17 protein-coding genes and 1 tRNA gene are annotated in these 18,013 nt (G+C 39.0%); 6 read left to right on the top strand and 12 right to left on the bottom strand.

Annotated elements, in window-relative coordinates:
- Positions 1-49: 49 nt before the first annotated feature.
- The 4 genes from J1N10_RS07890 to J1N10_RS07875 all read right to left on the bottom strand — a co-directional run bounded on the left by J1N10_RS07890 (position 50) and on the right by J1N10_RS07875 (position 2,838).
- Positions 50-466, bottom strand: a complete 417-nt coding sequence (locus J1N10_RS07890) for an arsenate reductase ArsC (RefSeq protein WP_262326148.1) — start codon at positions 464-466, stop codon at positions 50-52.
- A 19-nt stretch (positions 467-485) separates the two neighbouring features.
- Positions 486-827, bottom strand: coding sequence for an ArsR/SmtB family transcription factor (locus tag J1N10_RS07885; protein WP_262326147.1), 342 nt, complete (start codon positions 825-827; stop codon positions 486-488).
- 196 nt (positions 828-1,023) lie between these two features.
- The gene (trpS, locus tag J1N10_RS07880) at positions 1,024-2,109 is read right to left on the bottom strand and encodes a tryptophan--tRNA ligase (RefSeq protein ID WP_262326146.1); all 1,086 of its coding nucleotides are present in this window, start codon (positions 2,107-2,109) and stop codon (positions 1,024-1,026) included.
- 282 nt (positions 2,110-2,391) lie between these two features.
- On the bottom strand, positions 2,392-2,838 hold the full coding sequence (locus J1N10_RS07875; RefSeq protein WP_262326145.1) for a YqaA family protein: 447 nt from the start codon (positions 2,836-2,838) through the stop codon (positions 2,392-2,394).
- 247 nt (positions 2,839-3,085) lie between these two features.
- On the opposite strand from J1N10_RS07875, the gene J1N10_RS07870 reads away from it, so the two are divergent.
- The 5 genes from J1N10_RS07870 to J1N10_RS07850 are packed head-to-tail and all read left to right on the top strand — an operon-like array spanning position 3,086 to position 6,699.
- Positions 3,086-3,310, top strand: a complete 225-nt coding sequence (locus J1N10_RS07870) for a hypothetical protein (protein ID WP_262326144.1) — start codon at positions 3,086-3,088, stop codon at positions 3,308-3,310.
- Between the two features lie 18 nt (positions 3,311-3,328).
- Positions 3,329-3,673 (top strand): PadR family transcriptional regulator, encoded by a 345-nt coding sequence (locus J1N10_RS07865; protein WP_262326143.1) that lies wholly within the window; start codon positions 3,329-3,331, stop codon positions 3,671-3,673.
- Complete coding sequence (locus J1N10_RS07860) at positions 3,670-4,644, top strand: PspC domain-containing protein (protein WP_262326142.1); 975 nt, start codon at positions 3,670-3,672, stop codon at positions 4,642-4,644. Before J1N10_RS07865 ends, J1N10_RS07860 begins: the two co-directional genes overlap by 4 nt.
- A 44-nt stretch (positions 4,645-4,688) precedes the next feature.
- The gene (locus J1N10_RS07855; protein WP_262326141.1) at positions 4,689-6,185 is read left to right on the top strand and encodes a PspC domain-containing protein; all 1,497 of its coding nucleotides are present in this window, start codon (positions 4,689-4,691) and stop codon (positions 6,183-6,185) included.
- Positions 6,186-6,213: 28 nt separating this feature from the next.
- Entirely contained in the window at positions 6,214-6,699 is a 486-nt protein-coding gene (locus tag J1N10_RS07850) for a DUF4252 domain-containing protein (RefSeq protein ID WP_262326140.1), read from the top strand.
- Positions 6,700-6,791: 92 nt separating this feature from the next.
- Here the strand turns inward: J1N10_RS07850 and J1N10_RS07845 are convergent, their stop codons facing one another.
- The 6 genes from J1N10_RS07845 to rsgA form a co-directional block, all read right to left on the bottom strand.
- On the bottom strand, positions 6,792-7,805 hold the full coding sequence (locus tag J1N10_RS07845; RefSeq protein ID WP_262326139.1) for a beta-ketoacyl-ACP synthase III: 1,014 nt from the start codon (positions 7,803-7,805) through the stop codon (positions 6,792-6,794).
- A gap of 329 nt (positions 7,806-8,134) precedes the next feature.
- Positions 8,135-8,320 (bottom strand): 50S ribosomal protein L32, encoded by a 186-nt coding sequence (rpmF, locus tag J1N10_RS07840; RefSeq protein WP_212188993.1) that lies wholly within the window; start codon positions 8,318-8,320, stop codon positions 8,135-8,137.
- Positions 8,321-8,332: 12 nt separating this feature from the next.
- A complete protein-coding gene (locus J1N10_RS07835) occupies positions 8,333-8,878 on the bottom strand; it encodes a YceD family protein (RefSeq protein WP_262326138.1) in 546 nt (181 codons plus the stop codon).
- A gap of 100 nt (positions 8,879-8,978) precedes the next feature.
- On the bottom strand, positions 8,979-10,133 hold the full coding sequence (locus tag J1N10_RS07830) for a sensor histidine kinase (protein WP_262326137.1): 1,155 nt from the start codon (positions 10,131-10,133) through the stop codon (positions 8,979-8,981).
- Positions 10,134-10,222: 89 nt separating this feature from the next.
- On the bottom strand, positions 10,223-13,027 hold the full coding sequence (locus J1N10_RS07825) for a response regulator (protein WP_262326136.1): 2,805 nt from the start codon (positions 13,025-13,027) through the stop codon (positions 10,223-10,225).
- Positions 13,028-13,048: 21 nt separating this feature from the next.
- On the bottom strand, positions 13,049-13,978 hold the full coding sequence (gene rsgA / locus J1N10_RS07820; protein WP_262326135.1) for a ribosome small subunit-dependent GTPase A: 930 nt from the start codon (positions 13,976-13,978) through the stop codon (positions 13,049-13,051).
- Between the two features lie 269 nt (positions 13,979-14,247).
- Here rsgA and J1N10_RS07815 point away from each other — a divergent pair, with 269 nt between their 5' ends.
- Entirely contained in the window at positions 14,248-17,250 is a 3,003-nt protein-coding gene (locus tag J1N10_RS07815) for a PAS domain S-box protein (protein WP_262326134.1), read from the top strand.
- Between the two features lie 4 nt (positions 17,251-17,254).
- Here the strand turns inward: J1N10_RS07815 and J1N10_RS07810 are convergent, their stop codons facing one another.
- Both J1N10_RS07810 and J1N10_RS07805 read right to left on the bottom strand, forming a co-directional pair.
- Positions 17,255-17,776 carry a CvpA family protein gene (locus J1N10_RS07810; RefSeq protein ID WP_262326133.1) on the bottom strand — a complete coding sequence of 174 codons (522 nt, stop codon included), beginning with the start codon at positions 17,774-17,776 and terminating at the stop codon, positions 17,255-17,257.
- Between the two features lie 129 nt (positions 17,777-17,905).
- Positions 17,906-17,980 (bottom strand) — tRNA-Arg (locus tag J1N10_RS07805).
- Between the last annotated feature and the right edge of the window lie 33 nt (positions 17,981-18,013).

Genomic DNA, 18,013 nt, shown 5'->3' with positions numbered 1-18,013 from the left:
AACGCTTCGACTCCGCTCAGCGAGCGAAAGTTTAAGCATCCTCTTTGGTTTATTTAATGTTTTCAGAGTAGAACTTGTAAAATCCGTCTTTGATTTCATCGCGAACCCGGTGGAACTCACTCATGATAAATTCATCTGTTCCTTCTGCGTGCGATGGATCATCAAAGCCGATGTGTAAACGGTGTTTAACATCGCCCATAAAAGCCGGACAAGATTCATTGGCGCCACCGCAAACGGTAATGACATAATCCCATTTTTCGCCCAGGTATTTCTGCACCGAATCAGAGGTGTGACCGCTGATATCGATGCCAATTTCGCTCATCACTTGTACAGCTTTTGCATTTAATTTGCCCGAAGCCTCAGTGCCTGCCGAATATACTTCAATGTCTTTGTCGAATGATTGTAAAAAACCATGTGCCATCTGGCTTCGGCAACTGTTTCCGGTGCATAAAATTAAAACTCTCATTGTATTGTATTTTAGATTATTAACACTCTTTTGTCTCACAACTATTGGCATGCTGAAGTTTTGCACAAAAGTCAATACCAATTTTATTTAGTTTTTCAATAACGCAGGGGTTGAGACAGTAATTGGTTTTGGTACCATGGATAGTCCCTTTAATCAATCCGGCTTTTTTTAATTCGGCAATGTGTTGATTAACTGTTGTTCGACCAAGAGGAACTATTTCAGTAATGTCTCCGGAGAAACATGTGTCTCTCGACCCCAAGAAAGTTAGTATTTGAAGCCGTGCCGGGTGTCCTAAAGCTTTGAATAGTTGAGCTAACTCCTGTAGGTCACTATCAAATAAATCTGTTTTAGCTTGTGACATTTTTTATTGATTTATTGTCGAATTTTTCAACTGATGATTTACAGCTTTATAAAACTTTAAACTATCACGACGTAAAAATACGTCAGATGTTCGACGTAAAAATACATCGAGCTGTTTTTAATGTTTTTTTAACATTGGAAAATGAAAAAAGGGAAGCTTTTGCCTCCCTTTCATATTTTATATTCGAAACGAATCTTTAAATATCCATATTCATGGCAGCACGAACTTCTTCTAATGTTTTTTGAGCTACATTGCGCGACTCGGCAATACCTTCTCTTAAGATACTTTTCACAAAGTCTAAGTCATTTTCTAATTGACCACGGCGCTCGCGTATGGCTTTGAAATGTTCGTTAATTGATTCCGTCACTACCTGCTTTAGTTTACCGGCACCTTGTTCTCCAATTTCTTCAGCAATTTTTTCAGGAGTACCTCCAGACGACAGGGCTGCCAAACGTAATAAGTTAGCCACTTCAGGACGATTTGTTGGATCGTAGGTAATCATACGCTCCGAATCGGTTTTAGCCGACTTAACAGCTTTCATGGTTTCGTCAGCAGTAGCTTTAATCATGATCGTATTATTACGGCTTTTACTCATTTTCTGACCGCCATCCAATCCAAGGATCATTGGTGTTTCGCTTAACAAACCAGTTGGCTCGCGGAACACGCGTGCTTTAAATTTCTTATTGAAACGCTTGGCGATGTTACGCGTCAATTCAATATGTGGTAACTGGTCTTTTCCTACAGGTACAACATCGGCTTTGCAAAACAGGATATCGGCTGCCTGGTGAACAGGGTAGGTGTACATACCTGCGTTTATCACGTTTTGTCCCGACGCCTGTATCTCTTCTTTAATCGTAGGATTCTTACTTAATTCAGAGTTAGAGACTAAGGATAAGAAGGGTACCAACAACTGGTTCAGCTCAGGAATATGACTGTGAGGGAATATGTGTGTTTTAAATTGATGCGGATCCAATCCACATGCCAGGTAATCGATGGTTAATTCCAGCACATATTTGGAAATATCTTTAAACACATCGCGGTCGGTCAACACCTGGTAATCGGCAATAACAATAAATGTTTCAACACCAAGGTTCTGAAGGCGCACGCGGTTTTGTAACGAACCAAAATAGTGGCCAATATGTAGGTTGCCTGTAGGGCGGTCTCCAGTTAAAACACGGTGTTTTTCAGGATTTGCCTGTAAATCGGCTTCTAAGGCATTACTTTTTTGAACAGCTCTTTCGAATGATGCGTTGATGGATTCAACAATGTTTTCTTCTGCCATCTGGAATTTATTTTATCAATGTTTTATTATCTATAGTTAGTTATGTGAAAATGTGAAAGATAGATAGTGCTTTTTGTTACTTTCTGCGCCATGTTAATCGTCTCACTACTCACATCTCAAATCTTATCATCTAAACGTCTAATCTGTTAATAAAGAGCTGCAAAAATGGGGAAAATTGTGATGATTTGAAAATATGAATTGTGTAAAATAGTTAATTAGCCAGAAGGCTTTGATGCATCTTGCAAATAGCTATCGGCTAGAAGCTAACTGTTGATGGTTATTTTACTGAAACCAATTAATGATTTCCATGGTGACTAAGGCCCAAATGATGTAACGGACAAGTTTACCAATTAGCATGCCAATAGCCGCTAACCACACATTCACTTTTAGTAAACCCAGCAATACCGCAATGACATCGCCAATGCCCGGAAGCCAGCAAAACAAGGCTATCCATAACTCTTTGCCAGCTATTAATTGTTTTGTCTTTTCAATTTGCGCGTGTTTTATCCTGAGGTATTTCTCAATCCATTGGGTTTTACCCATCCAGCCCAATCCGTAAGAACTCATTCCTCCCAACCAATTGCCTAGTGTAGCCAGGCCTAGGCACCAATACATATTGTAGTCGGTAGCTAACATTCCCGAGAGCAGGGCTTCAGAACTGAATGGCACAACTGTGGCAGCTAAAAAAGAGGCTAAAAACAAGGCAAAATATCCCGACTCAAACAGCATTTCTAATCATTTAAAGCACAAATGTAAGAAAATATAGGGTTTGTAGTGAAATTTTTTCTATTGCTGCAGCCCTTTATTTATAGGCCTTGTAGCTTTTTTTACAAAAATATTTCAAAAAAATATGGTACTATGTATTGCAAAGTACCATCTTATGACCGTATATTTGTAATGCATAATTCATTGTTTTAAATAGTATTTTGTCATGCAGTCCCAATATCTATTAAGTCGAATGTTAAAAACAAGTTGTATGATCTTGTTATTATTTGCTGGAGTCAGTCTTAGTGCTCAAACGGCGAAGGCTGATAGCTGCAAAGCGGAACAGAAGGAACAATGCACGCAAGTGAAGCCTGAAAAAGAACCCGTTTTGGCGACATCAAAGCAAGTTTCAAAAAAAGGTAAGAAAGAAAAGAAAAGCGCAGGCAGGATGGAAGATGGATTCTTGTTTAAGCGCCAATCGATTAGTCAATTATAACTCTATAAAACCGGGAGAATGAATGTAGAAAATGCTAAAGCGCAAATGCGGAAGGGAGTTTTGGAGTATTGTATTTTGCTCATCCTGTCTAACAACGATGCTTACGCTTCTGATATTATCAATCAATTGAAAGAAGCCAAGATGATTGTTGTGGAAGGAACACTATATCCGCTTTTAACGCGATTAAAAAATGCTAAACTTCTTAGCTATCGCTGGGAAGAGTCGACGCAAGGGCCACCGCGAAAGTACTATGCTTTAACTGACGAAGGCCGCACTTTTTTAGGCGAAATGGATGCCTCATGGAATGCATTAGTGAATGCTGTTGATTTAATACACCAAACCAAAAACGTAACAGAGCAATGAAAAAAACGGTAACGATAAATATTAGCGGGCACATGTTTTACATTGATGAAGATGCTTATGCGCGCCTGCAAACCTATCTGGATAAAATCAATTCGACCTTTCGTAGTCAGGAAAGTGGTGATGAGATAATTTCAGATATTGAAAACCGCGTAGCCGAAATATTTAATGAACGCATTAATAAGGAAACTGGAGTTGTTACGCTTGAAATGGTGGATGAGGTGATTGCTACTATGGGCGAACCTGAGCAGTTTGAAGAGGGTGAAGCAGAAGAAAAGAAAAGTTATACGCCGCCAACTACCATGGTGTTTCGCAAGGCTAATCGACGCTTCTATCGCGATGTAGATAATCGTGTGTTGGGCGGTGTTTGCGCTGGCATTGCTGCATACTTTGATATCGATGTTGTTTTGGTGCGTGTGTTAACAATCATCTTTACTATTCTAACATCAGGCACGCTAGGTTTGATCTACCTTATTCTTTGGATTGCGCTGCCACCAGCTCGCACTACTGCGCAAAAATTACAGATGCGGGGAGAGCGTATCACCATCGAAAACATTGAGCGTAGCATTCGCGATGAATATGATGAGGTGAAAAAGAAGTTTGGGAATTTCAAAGAATCCAAAACTTATAAGAAAGGCGAGAGCTTCTTTAGTCGTTTTTCGAGGCAAGAGAAAACAACGATATTTATAATAGCGGCCATTGTAGGTGCGGCCTTGCTATTTAATGTACCTCACTTTTATGGTTTTCATGGCGTAACAGCAGCTTTTACCGGGATAGGAGCGCATTTTGTGCCAACCTTTAATCATATCTTCTTTCCGGGTGCCTTTATGATTATATTGGTTTTACTGGTGGTCGGTCTTATTTTTAAAACAGTCCTTAAAATTATCTTATACCTAATTGCCTTTATTCTTTTAGGTTCGCTGGCATTGAAAGTAATATTCTGGCTGTTCGGAGGTTTTATGCTAATGTGTTAAACTGAAGGTTGTAATCTAATTATACTATTCAATATTCTAAAAAAATGAATAAAACGATAAATATAAATCTGGATGGATTAGCCTTTAAAATAGAAGATGAGGCTTATGATCGACTGAATGCCTATCTGGATACCATTAAGCAACGATTGGGCAATAATGATGAGGCACAAGAGGTGATTGCCGATATTGAATCGCGCATTGCCGAATTGTTTCAATACAAATGTCAGGGATGTACCATTCAACTGAATGATGTGGAAGAGATTATACACACCATAGGTGAACCAGCCGATATTGTAGACGAAGAAGATGCAGAAGAGACATCATCGCAAGAAAGCAAAAGTAGTTCAGCGTCGTCGACAAGGTATGTGGGCAAGCGTTCGCTTTATCGCGATCCGGATGATCGCTTCCTGGGTGGTGTTTGTGCTGGCCTGGGGGCCTACTTCGATGTTGATCCATTGGTATTTCGGATTATAGCAGCGGTATCGGCTTTTGCATCCTTCGGCATTACGGTTGTCGTCTATATTATCCTGTGGATTGCCATGCCGAAAGCAAAGACACTTGGACAGCGTATTGAAATGCGGGGCGGTATCACCTTTAAAAAAATGGGAGATAACATAAAGGAAGAATACCAGGCGGTGACGTCTAAATTTAAAGATTATAAAAACAAACCAAATTATAAGCGTATGCAACATCGAGCAAATAAAACAGGCGATGCCATGGCCAGTGGCTTGTATCAGCTCTTAAACATCTTCGGAATAATTTTAGGAGTAGGTATTGTTATTTGGAGTGTACTTTCAATAATGGGATTGGTAGGTTTCTTTGCTTTTAAGGATACCATCTTTGGCTTAGCTGTGACAGATGGTCATCATTTTATCGCATCGGTACCCGATCGTTTTCTGTCCTATATGGATCAAACTTTATTAACGTCAGCTACTTTGCTGGTTATTGGAATTCCATTTATTGTTATTCTTTATCTCGGTTTAAAACTGATATTCCGTTTTAAAAGTCACGGTAAGTTTGTTGGCATGACAGCTCTTATTCTTTGGTTAGCAGGTATTGTGTTGGTGTTTTTTACCGGAATACGCATTGCCAAGAGTTTTGAGGAAACCACTTCTGTTTCAGAAAAACATGTCCTTAAGATGACCGAAGCCGAAACTATCTACCTAAGAGCATCAGAGGTAGAGTCGGGGAGTGCTGATCGTGATTACCTAATGGATATCGATCATCTTGAGCTTTTTACCGAAGATGGTGAGTTGATGATAGAAGGCGCACCGGTTATCAATATTAGCCGTGGCGATAAATTCCAGATGGTGATTGATAAAAAGGCGCGTGGATTAAATGATGACGATGCTGAATTTAATGCCTCAACAACTGTTTATAACTGGTCACAAAACGATTCTGTTATTTATCTTGATAAGAAGTTTGTGATTGCTGAGGAAGCATTGGTGCGTCATCAGAAAGTGGTGGTGAATATACAGGTGCCGTACGATAAAAAGCTGGAAGTGAGTCCCTATTTGGACCGATTTATTGATGAGTATTAAAAAAACTAAAAGCCTAAAACAAAATAGTATGAAACAGATTTTTGCAATTGTAATGATAGCAGCATTCTCATTGAGTATGAATGCACAAAGTCGTCCATCGGATAAATTATTTGAAAAGATGGCACTCAAACCGGGCATCACTATGATGTCGTTCTCCAAATCCATGTTGGATGCCGTTAACCTGAATTTTGATGATGATGAAGGCGACGAGAGTAATGTGACCGGCGATCTGACCGAGGTGAAACTGATGATTTATAAAGCCCCTGAAAATGAGGAAACAATAGATTTTAAAGAAGTGACCTTAAACTACCTGCCCTTAAGTCGTTATGATAAAGTGGAAGATGATGATCCGGATGAAGATGTTGATATTCGGATTTTAAGAAGAGGAAAGAAAGTTTCAGAATGTCATATTCTGTTTCAAGGTGAGACAAATGGTGTTCTGCTTTCTTTCTTTGGCGACTTTAAAATTGAGGATGTGGATGAATTAGCTGAGAAGATGGATAGCTATAAGTAGATTTATCATCTGGAAAACAGAAAGACCTTAAGGTTTTGAACACCTTAAGGTCTTTTATATTTTAAAGCTATTAGTAAAATATACTGTCAGCTTTATTTTTTCGCATATTTATCGCCATCGTAGCCCCATTTCAGGTAAATGGAACCCCATGTAAATCCAGCTCCAAAGGATGCTAATACAATGTTATCACCTTTCTTCAATTGCTTTTCCCATTCCCATAAACACAATGGAATAGTCGCTGAAGTCGTATTTCCGTAACGTTCAATATTAATCATGACCTTTTCTTTGGCCAGATTCATGCGCTCAGCAGTAGCACCAATAATACGCAAGTTAGCCTGGTGAGGTACAAGCCAGGCGATGTCTTCGTGCGTCATGTTGTTGCGTTCCATGATTTCAACCGATACATCAGCCATTTTAGATACGGCATTTTTAAATACTGGCTGTCCTTCCTGATATACAGAGTGTAATTTTTTATCAACCGTTTCGTGTGAAGCTGGCATTACCGAACCTCCTGCTTTCATATGCAGGTGATGGCGGCCAAAACCGTCGCTATGCAAAATTCGATCACGAACACCAATTTCTTCTTCAGTAGGCTCTACCAAAACAGCGGCAGCTGCATCGCCAAATAATACACACGTGGTGCGGTCGGTATAGTCCGTAATGGAAGACATTTTTTCGGCTCCAACAACAATAACCTTTTTGGCGGCGCCTGACTCAACATAACGCGAGGCAGCATCTAAACCATATAGAAAACCAGAACAAGCACCATTCATGTCAAAACCGTGACCATTTTTGATGCCGCATTTATCGGCAATGATGTTGGCAGTGGCAGGAAATGGGTGATCGGGTGTAACGGTGGTGCAAATGACCAAATCGATTTCTTCTGGCTTTACACCTGTTTTTTCAAAAATTTCCTTGATGGCTTCAACACCCATGTCTGAGGCTCCTAAGCCTTCACCTTTTTGGATGTGACGTTCTTTAATACCCACACGGGTCATAATCCACTCATCAGTGGTATCAACCATTGTACTCAACTCGTGATTATCTAAAATATAATCCGGAACGTGTGCTCCAATGGCTGTAATTACTGCACTGGTTTTTTTCATTTGACTTTCTTTTTTCGCTGATGCCCGATGACATCGACATATGGAAACATTCAAAAATTAATTCTTAACTCCACTCATGAATTATTTTTTCGGCTTCCTGTATTTTCAATAACACTTCCATGGCACCACACCTGCCAAGGATTTATCAACTTACCAACGATAAATTTTCAGATATATTTGATAAGATAGTTAATAAACATTCGTTTAGGGCAAGTACAAATGTAAGAAAACACTTATAGTAAACAAACGTTTCAAACTAAATGCCCTAAAACAAAATTTGCCTTCAAATTTCTTTGAAGGCAAATTTTATTGAATGCGGATTCAATAAACTATGCTGTCACTTCTTTTTCTACAGCTAATTTCCCACGGTAATAACCGCACTCACCACACACTGTGTGCAACTTTACTGTAGCGCCACAGTTTGAACATACTCCCAATGCAGGTGCTACTGCTTTGTAGTGCGTTCTTCTCTTGTCTCTTCTCGTTTTCGAGATCTTTCGCTTAGGATGTGCCATTTTTCAACCTATTTACTTGTTATCCATTAAATTTTTCAGAGCCGCCCAACGCGGATCCATATCATCGTCCTGCTCCCCATCCGTTCCTTCTTCAACCAAATAGTTATTCAATTGATTCAGCATTTCAGTATTGCAGGTAACGCTGCCATTTTCGTCTTCAGGGTGTACATGCCTGATTGGAAGTGCTACACAAATAAACTCATAAATCAACTGAGCTACGTTGATTTCGTTTTCTTCGTGTGGTAAAACTATAATTTCTTCCGTTGGTTCGTCGTATTCCTCGCCAAACTTAATGTACATCAGCGATTCGTTTTCCACCGGAAGAGTTAAAGCTTCCAAACAGTTGTCACAAACGGTTTCAACTTCTCCTTCAATTTTAAAAGATAATGTTAAAAGTGCCGAACTTTTATTTAGTTCAACAATTGCTTTTAACGCTCCTTTTTCAATTAAAGGTTGTTCAAACAACTCAAAGAATCCAGCGCCTATGTCATAGTTAAACAGGTGCTTACCTTCTTTTAATCCCTTGAACGGGATACCGTAGTTTTTTAATCTGTCCACTTTTCCCTTTCTAAAAACTGTGCAAAAGTATAAAATAAACCAATGTAAGAAAAGAAAAGTACTTTTTTTTACTTTTCTATTTTTAATAAGTAATGTTGTTTCAGGCTTTTGGAAGTGTAATTCTAAACGTTGTTCCTTTGCCCTGTTCAGATTCTTTGACAAAGAGTTTACCTCCGTGATAGCCTTCAATTATGCGTTTGGCTAATGATAGGCCTAGTCCCCATCCTCTTAATTTTGTTGTGTATCCAGGCTTGAAAATAGTTTTAAATTGCTTGCGTGCTAATCCTTTGCCGGTATCGCTAATGTCGATATTTACATGTCCGTTAGGGTTGGCTATGCTTATTTCGATAGTGCCTGAGCCTTTCATGGCATCAACGGCATTTTTACAAATATTTTCCACTACCCACTGAAATAAAACCTTATTAATATTGACCATCAGGTAAGGAATATCTCCAGCATTAATTTTTATGTGAATGTTTGCAGCTGTGCGGCGTTTCAGGTAACCGATGATTTCTTCGATAGCAAGAATAAGAGGTTGTTCATTCAGCTCTGGTTTTGAGCCAATTTTTGAGAAGCGGTCGGTAATAACCTGCAGCCGCTCAACATCCTTCTCCAGTTCTTGTGCTATTTCGTCATTTTCTTGTTTTAGCTTTAATAAATCAACCCAACCTAGCAATGATGATGTGGGTGTGCCTAGCTGGTGAGCTGTTTCTTTTGACATGCCCACCCAAACCTGATCCTGCTCAGCTTTGCGGGCACCATTAAAAGCTATGTAGGCAATAAAAATAAACAGTGCAACAACTGATAGTTGGATGATTGGAAACCATTCAAGTTTCTTGATTAAAACCGAATCGTCGTAATATAAATATTGTATCTCATCACCGCCTAAATCGATAATTAATGGTTCCCCATTTTTCATCATCTTATCGAGCAGATGCTGTAAAGTCTGTTCTGTTGTGTCTTTTGGCAATCTTAGGTTTCGGTGTGAGTTGATGGTCGTATCAGCCTCAACAATAATAATAGGAATGGTTGTGTTTTGACTAATGACTTCAAGCGTCAATCCTAATTCATCTTCACCGGCACTGCTTTGAGTAATTTGCTTAATGGCCTGAATCCAAATTTCAACACTTTTGCGCTCTTCTTCTTTTAGTTCTTTTGTTAGATTATCGGTATAAACCAGCGTGAAGAAGCCAATGGTGATTGCTCCAATGAGCAGCAATAGTTTCCAAATGCGCTTATGTGTATAAAAACTCATTAATTATTGGTTTGAAGTACATCAACACAAACGGTGATTATTCAGTTTTATTTCGTAATGCTCAGTTGACTTAATTCTTATGTGCATGTTTATACATTACACCACTTGGCAATCATACGCGAAAGATCTTCTACTTTTGTGGGTTTAGTAATAAAATCATCCATACCAGCTTGAAGCACCCTGTCTCTTTCCGATTCGTCAACACTTGCTGTCATGGCAATAATCGGACAGCTTTTTTCGTCTTTACGCATGTTCTGAATAGCTTCAATGCCATCCATTTGTGGCATTAAAACATCCATAAATACAATATCGTATTTCTTTTGGCGCATTTTATTAACAGCTTCAAGACCATTTGAGGCCAGGTCGATTGAGTGCCCAATTTTACCAAACAAATTTATGGCAACGCGTTGGTTTAAAACGTTATCTTCCGCAACCAATACCTTTAGTGGTTGAGTGGTTCGATACTTTGTTATGTCGGTTTTTCGCTCGGGTATATTTTGGAAGAAACGCAGGATGAAATCTTCAAGTGTTTTGAGTTCAACCGGTTTATTAAGGAATACATCAGCGCCAATGCGTTTGGCCAAAGAAGTATTGGCTCGCTCAAAATCAGAGCTCTGCAATATGATTGGCATGCGTTTGTGAAGGCGATGGTTGTATATGTTTTGCAGAAAGTCTAAACCGTTAAAATCGGGTCGATGATCAATGATTAATAAATGATGTTTATTGTCCGTTCTGATGATGTCGATGGATTCGTTTGATGGTGGTAATATTTTATAATCAACATGTAATGATGCCAGGTTTTTAATCAATGTTCGAACCTGTAATGGTTCATCGGAGATGATGAATGCCCTCACTTTGCGAAGCGATGTAATATGGTTGTAGTTGTATGTTTTATGATGTGTTTTTGACTTATAAGGAATCGTAAAAGCAAATTCGGTTCCAGGGTATTCAGGTTGCTTAGAAAGGCCTGATGGGCTGTTTACCCAGATTTCGCCACCCATCATATTAACCAATTGTTTTGAAATGGATATACCAAGTCCGCTTCCTCCATATTTGCGAGTCGTACTTTCATCTTCTTGTGAGAAAGAGTTGAAAATCGCATCCAGTTTTTCGGCCTTAATACCAATGCCTGTGTCTTTTAATGAGAATAAAATAGCTGGAGAGCCGTTAATGCCGCGCGCTTGTTTTACACTAAGATGGATACGGCCTTGTTCTGTAAATTTCACCGCATTGCTCAAGAGGTTATTCAACACTTGTCGAATGCGGATTTGATCGCCCAGATAATGATCAGGTATTTTAATCATTGAAGTCCAGGTTAGCTTAATGTTCTTTTCTTGCGCCCTTTGCCTAAAAGATTGAATAGTCGATTCAACTTCTTCGTGTAGGTCAAATGGGATGGCTTCAATTTCAAAACGACCAGCTTCCATTTTTGAGAAATCCAATATGTCATTGATCAGTGCCAGCAAGGTATCGGCCGAGCGTTTTACAACTGATAACAGGTTGCGCTCGTGGTTATCTTGTTCTGATGATAGTAGAATGTCCGTCATTCCAATAATGCCGTTGAGTGGTGTGCGCAGTTCGTGGCTGATATTGGCAATAAACGTTGACTTGGCCTTGTGAGCCATTTCTTCGTCTTTCCGCTCTTTTTCAAGCGAAGACACCTCCATGAAAACCTGAATAGTATACTTCTCACGTAGGATAAAGAATGGTATCTGTTCATGAAGAATAACGGACTCTTCGTTTGATTTACTTTTTAATATGTATTTATTCGATTGTGTGGAATAAGACGTTTTATCCAAACGTGTTTTATTCTCAAACAAAACATCATCAGTGGCAAATCGTCCAACTAATTGGTCTTCGTCATCAAAAGCAAAAAGCTTTAAAGCAGCTCTGTTAACCTGTCGGATACGGTTGCGGTTATCCATCAACACAACACCTACTGGCATGTAATATACCATCTTGCGCAAGGCTTGTTCTGATTTTTTCAGGGTCTGTTCATCTTCAGCATACCGACGTTGGTAAATGCTAAAGACCAGTATTATCAGGCATATAATGAATAGAGAGATGCCGCCAACAAGAAAAGAATAACGGGCGATGGATGCTGTGATGTTTTTTTGTGGCATTGAAAAAGCCAGGTAATAGCTAACGCCGTTAAAATAGAGCTTGCTAAACATGGTTAGCACGGAAGAGTGCTCGCCGTCTATTTTTAAAGTATGTACTTTTGAAAAGTAGTCTTCAGTACCAATTTTATCATCAATACCCTCAATAATTGGGATAAATTCATCTATGTTGAGGGTGTTATAGACAACCTCACCATTGGGCTTCATTACCCATTGGAAGTTAACGTCTTTAACATTGAAGTTGTGAAACACAGATGTAAAGAAACTTTTCAGGTTCATGTCAAATTTAACAAAACCAATAATTTCACTTTCATGATGGAGTGGCTGGATGTAAATGATTCGTGTGCCCTGCGGATTTATCAGCACTTTAGACTCACGGACATTAATATGCTCAGAATTGGTAAAAGTTGAGATGAAGGTGCCTTGTTTACTTCGGCGAAGTTCGAAAGCATTGCCATTAGTATCGTAAACAGATAGTTCATTAAGTTGCTCGCTAAAGCTATTGTATAATAATTCCAATCGCTTTTGTACTTCAATGGATTGACCTCGTGAAATGAATAGCTTATCAAGTTCATTTTGAGAGATTAAAATAGAGATGCTTGTATTTGTCTTGTTAGCAAACTGGTCAAGTTTATCGCGCACCATTAACGATTGCTTCAACAGGATTTCTTCCTGAGTGTTAACTTGCCAATTGTAGGTGTCGAGGTAATAATAGACGTTGGAGACTATTAGAAAAGCTATGCTGATAAATGATATGACAAAGGCTTTTTTCATTATTGGGGGCGTTCAGGCACTTTATCTGTATTTATCGTTTCGGTTCAACAAAATGCTTAGGTAACTTTCGTAACGCGAATAGGCAATGTCGCCATTTTCAACAGCCGCTTTAACTGAGCAGCCGGGTTCGCTATAGTGGGTGCAGTTGTTAAAGCGACAGTCTTTTGCAAATTCAAATATTTCTTTGAAATAATGATACAACTCTTCCTTTTCGATGTGGATTAATCCAAATCCTCTAATGCCAGGTGTGTCAATGATATAGCCGCCAAAACTGAGAGGGTGCATCTCGGCAAATGTTGTCGTGTGTTTGCCCGATTGATGGATGGCAGAAATTTCTGCAGTTTTAAGGTTTAGAGCAGGTTCAATCCGATTGATAAGTGTCGACTTACCTACGCCCGAATGTCCGCTTAAAACGGATATCTTGTCTTTTAGCAGGGCTTCTACTTCGCTAAGGTTCTCTTGTTTTTTTGCCGAAACAGCAAGGGTCTTATAACCTATGCTCTCGTATAGGGTGCGCCATTCTTTTAGAATGTCGAGGTGCTTGGCATCGTATCGGTCTGTTTTGTTGAATATTATTGTAACCGGAATGCTATAAGCTTCGGAGGCTGCAATAAAGCGATCAACAAATACGCGCGAAGTCATTGGATAATTGATGGTGACAATTAAAACGGCCTGATCAACATTGGCCGCAATAATATGCGATTCTTTGGATAGGTTAGTCGCCTTTCTAATGATGTAGTTCTTACGTTCTTGAATAGCCGAAATTACTCCTTCACCCATTCCGTCATCGTCATATACCACACGATCGCCAACCGAAACAGGATTAGTACTTTTGATGCCTTTAAGTCGTATTTTACCCCTGATTTGACAAACGATTGTTGTTCCATCATCTGACAAGACAGTATAACGGCTACCGGTTGATTTAATGACTAATCCATTCTTTTGCTCCATCCAAAAACATTTTTCTCAAAAATAGCGATTGATTTAAAAATACCCATTTTATGCAGGTACTTTTTGGACGAATATTTAAACTTTTAATCAGAAATCGATTTTACTCGCGCTTATTATTGTCAAATAAGGAATATACATATGTAAAATGTTCAATTTTTTACACGAACGGCTTATTTTCATTTAGCAACGAAAGTGTTTATGCTTGTGAAAAACCTATTTTTGTATAAAAGGAGAGTCTTGTTATTTAAGTGATATTTTGAAATAGAAACGTGGAAGAAAAGAACGTACAAACATTATTAGCTGAGAATGCACGCTTAAAGCGAATGATGAAACGTATTTATGGAGGTGCGTTGGGCGCTCCTTTTAAACCGGAAGGAGAATCATCTTCTATTTCAACAGGTTACCTGCCACTTTATCTATCTTCAGTTTTATCTTCTGACAAATCATTTAATGAACGAATTGGTAATGCACTAGGTGTATTGGGGCAGTTTGCCGATGTAAGCCGTATCTATATTTTTGAAAATCATGATGATGAACAAGCTTTCTCCAATACCTACGAATGGTGCAACGAAGCTGTTAGCCCGGAAATTGATAACCTTCAGAGCTTATCGTATAATGATTTTCAAGAGTGGCGTCGTTTGTTAATTGAGGAAAATGTCATAAAAGCAACAGATATAACTACTTTGCCTGATGAAGTTCACGAGTCGCTTACTCAGCAAGGAATAAAGTCTATTCTGGTTTATCCTCTTTGGGTGAAAGAACAATATTTTGGTTTTATTGGCTTTGATGAGTGTAGCTTTTATCGCGAATGGTTGCCTCACGAAACAGATTTGCTACAGATGGCAGCCAAATTGATTTCCAATACTTACGAGCAAGAAGTTAGAACGGTTGAAATTCGAAGGAGTCATGCTGAGATACTGAAAGTTAATCAGGAGCTGGCTGATAAAGAGCGTTTCTTGCAAAATATACTGAGTTCTGCGCCAGTAGGTATTATCCTGGTTCGCAATCGGGTCATCGAATATATTAATGAAGCAACATTGTTGCATTCGGGTTATGCGAAGGATGAACTGATTGGTCAGAATATTGCAGACTTGTATTTTGATGGCCGACAGAACGAAGTGGCAATTCAACGGTTTTACGATAATATCAACAAGAATGGTATTGGGACCATGGATGCCCACATGCGCGACAAGCATGGAGAAGAGTTAATTGTTAGGGTGCTGGGAACGCCTGCTCCACAATCGGTAGGCGAAGATTGCTACCTGATTATTGGTGAAGACATTACTCAGGCAAAAAAGACAGAGGTGCATCTGCGTGAAAGTGAAGAACGTAACCGCAAGCTTATAGAGGCTACAATTGATGGTATCCTTATTATAAATGCTGACTTGAAGTTGATGTATGCAAATACTTCGGCATGCGAAATGTTGCATTATACACAAGAGCAAATTTTTGAACTGTCCGTTCAGGATATTTTACCGAATAAAGAATGTTTTCAACGGCTGAATGATTCTATCGAAGGAGTGAAGCAGGGAGTTGATTATAGAGGCGATACGCAATTGGTTAACAAACAGGGGCAAATAGTGCATGCCGAAATCTATATGACAACACTGAATCTGGAAGGTGATCTGCACTATTACCTTTCTATCCATAATATAACCAAACGTATTAATAATGAAGTTTCATTAAGAAATAGTGAAGAGAAGTTTAGGGCGTTAACCGAAAACTCACCCGATCATATTATTCGTATAGATAATGCTGGTGTTTTATCGTTTTGTAATCAGTCGTTTTTAAGTGATTTTGGCTTAAGCGAACATCAATGTTTAGGGCTTCATTTGACAACGATAAAGGAATTGCCGAAAGAGTTGGTTGAGGGTTTATCGAAAGGTATTGATAAAGTAGTGCATTTGGGCACTTCAACAAATGTAGAACTTGAATACCGATTTAAAGATGTGATTCGCGCCTTTGACTGGACGATTACGCCCGAAACGAATAGTGCACAATTGTCGTCGTTATTAATTGTTGGCAGAGATTATACCCAAAAGAAAAAGGCAGAGCAAGAGTTGCTGGTGGCGAAAGAAAAAGCTGTTGGAGCAGACAAATTGAAGTCAGCATTTCTGGCTAATATGAGCCATGAAATTCGTACACCACTTAATGCCATTGTTGGGTTTACCAATTTGTTGAAAGAAGATAATATCTCGGAAGTTGAGAAAATAGAATACATCGACATCGTTAACAAGAGCTCAGAAAACCTGATGGAGCTGATAAACGATATTGTTGATCTCGCTAAGATTGAGAGTGGAGAATTGCGCTTGGCTAAGGAGTCGTACAATATAACAAGGTTGCTAACAGAACTACATTTGCTGTTTGAAAAACGAATGGCCATTGATCAAAAGACACACCTTAAGTTCTACCTTAATTTACCTCAAGAAAATGACGTATTGAATGTTGTTTGTGATCATCGTCGATTACGTCAGGTGTTTATAAATCTCTTGGGCAATGCCTTTAAATTCACTCAAAAAGGTTTTGTAGAGTTCGGATATACAGTAGAAGATAATCATGTGCGCTTTTACGTGCGTGATACTGGAATAGGAATAGAACTGGATAAGCAGTCGTTAATATTTGAACCATTTAGGCAAGCAGATGAGAGTACCTCGAAAAACTATGGAGGCACAGGCCTAGGTTTGTCAATTTGTAAACGTTTGATAGCAGCGCATGGTGGAGAGATTGGATTAGTTTCAGAGCCAGAAACGGGGTCGGAGTTTTATTTTACGCTCCCTTTAAAGACTAACGGACATGTGAATGGACGTGTTAATGGTATTCACTCAAACGGAGCTGTTTCGAAAGTAGAGAAGGAGAAGCCCGTTATAAAAACGCCAGCTAATTACACTTGGTCTAACAAAATGATGTTACTGATTGATGCTACCAGTACAGCTCAATTGCAAATGCGTAAAGTACTCGATCGTACAAAAATTACGCTGATATCGGCACGAACTCAGAAATCAGCACGCGAATTATTGTTGAAGCGTAATGATATACATATTGTTCTAATGGATTTAGAGATGCCCGGGCTTGAGTTGGAAGGTTTTATTCCAGGTATTCGTCAAATGGGTATTTATGTGCCCTTTATTGGACAAACCTGCCAGTCATTAAGTGCAGAAGATAAACTAAAATATCAAAATATGGGTTTTGCCTATGTATTTGAAAAACCGGTTGATAACGATGCACTATTGCATGCTTTTAACGATTCGTTAAATGGGGCTTCGATAAAATAAGCAGCTAAACATCAATTCCTTTTCTGGCGTTGTCAACATGATCGCGCACATCATCAAATTGTAAATAAGGAAAAACGGACGGTGCAATCGATTTTAATGGTCCGTATAAATGCGATGATTCTTTCTGCTCTTCAGGAATCAGGCTATACGTCTTTTCGAAACTTCCTAGTATGGCCATGATAACGCTGATGATAAAAGCATATTTAAGAACACTAAAGATGGCGCCGAGCACTCGGTTTATCATGCCTAATGCAATGGTAGAAACTAATTTATCGACAGCTTTGGCAATCAAATGCACCCCTACAACAATCAAAATAAAGGTAATGATAAAAGCTGCTACACCGATGTATGACGAATCGATATATTCAATTAAATAAGATTCGGTAATGCTGCTAAACTGGATAGCTCCAAACAGCCCTAGAACCAATGCGGCTAATGATGCCAATTCAATGATTAAGCCGTTTTTAAAGCCTTTAATAATTGCCAGAATTAGTATAATGCCTGTTACGATGTCGAAATAATTCATGATTTATAGCTTAGCAGATGATCCCGATTGAATCTGCATTTGTGCGGATAAAAATAGGAAAGAAAAGAAAATAGAGAACAAAAAAGCCTGCAAAATTTGCAGGCTATTGTAATGTTTTGAAAGTGAAGTTGGTAGTCCCGACGGGAATCGAACCCATATCTACGGTTTAGGAAACCGCTATTCTATCCGTTGAACTACGGGACCATCATTGTGGCTGCAAAAGTAATGGTTTCATTG

Source organism: Carboxylicivirga litoralis, assembly GCF_025499605.1.
In the GTDB taxonomy this organism is placed as follows: domain Bacteria; phylum Bacteroidota; class Bacteroidia; order Bacteroidales; family Marinilabiliaceae; genus Carboxylicivirga; species Carboxylicivirga litoralis.
The sequence above is the reverse complement of the archived record's forward strand: the minus strand, read 5'-3'. Positions and strand labels throughout refer to the sequence as shown.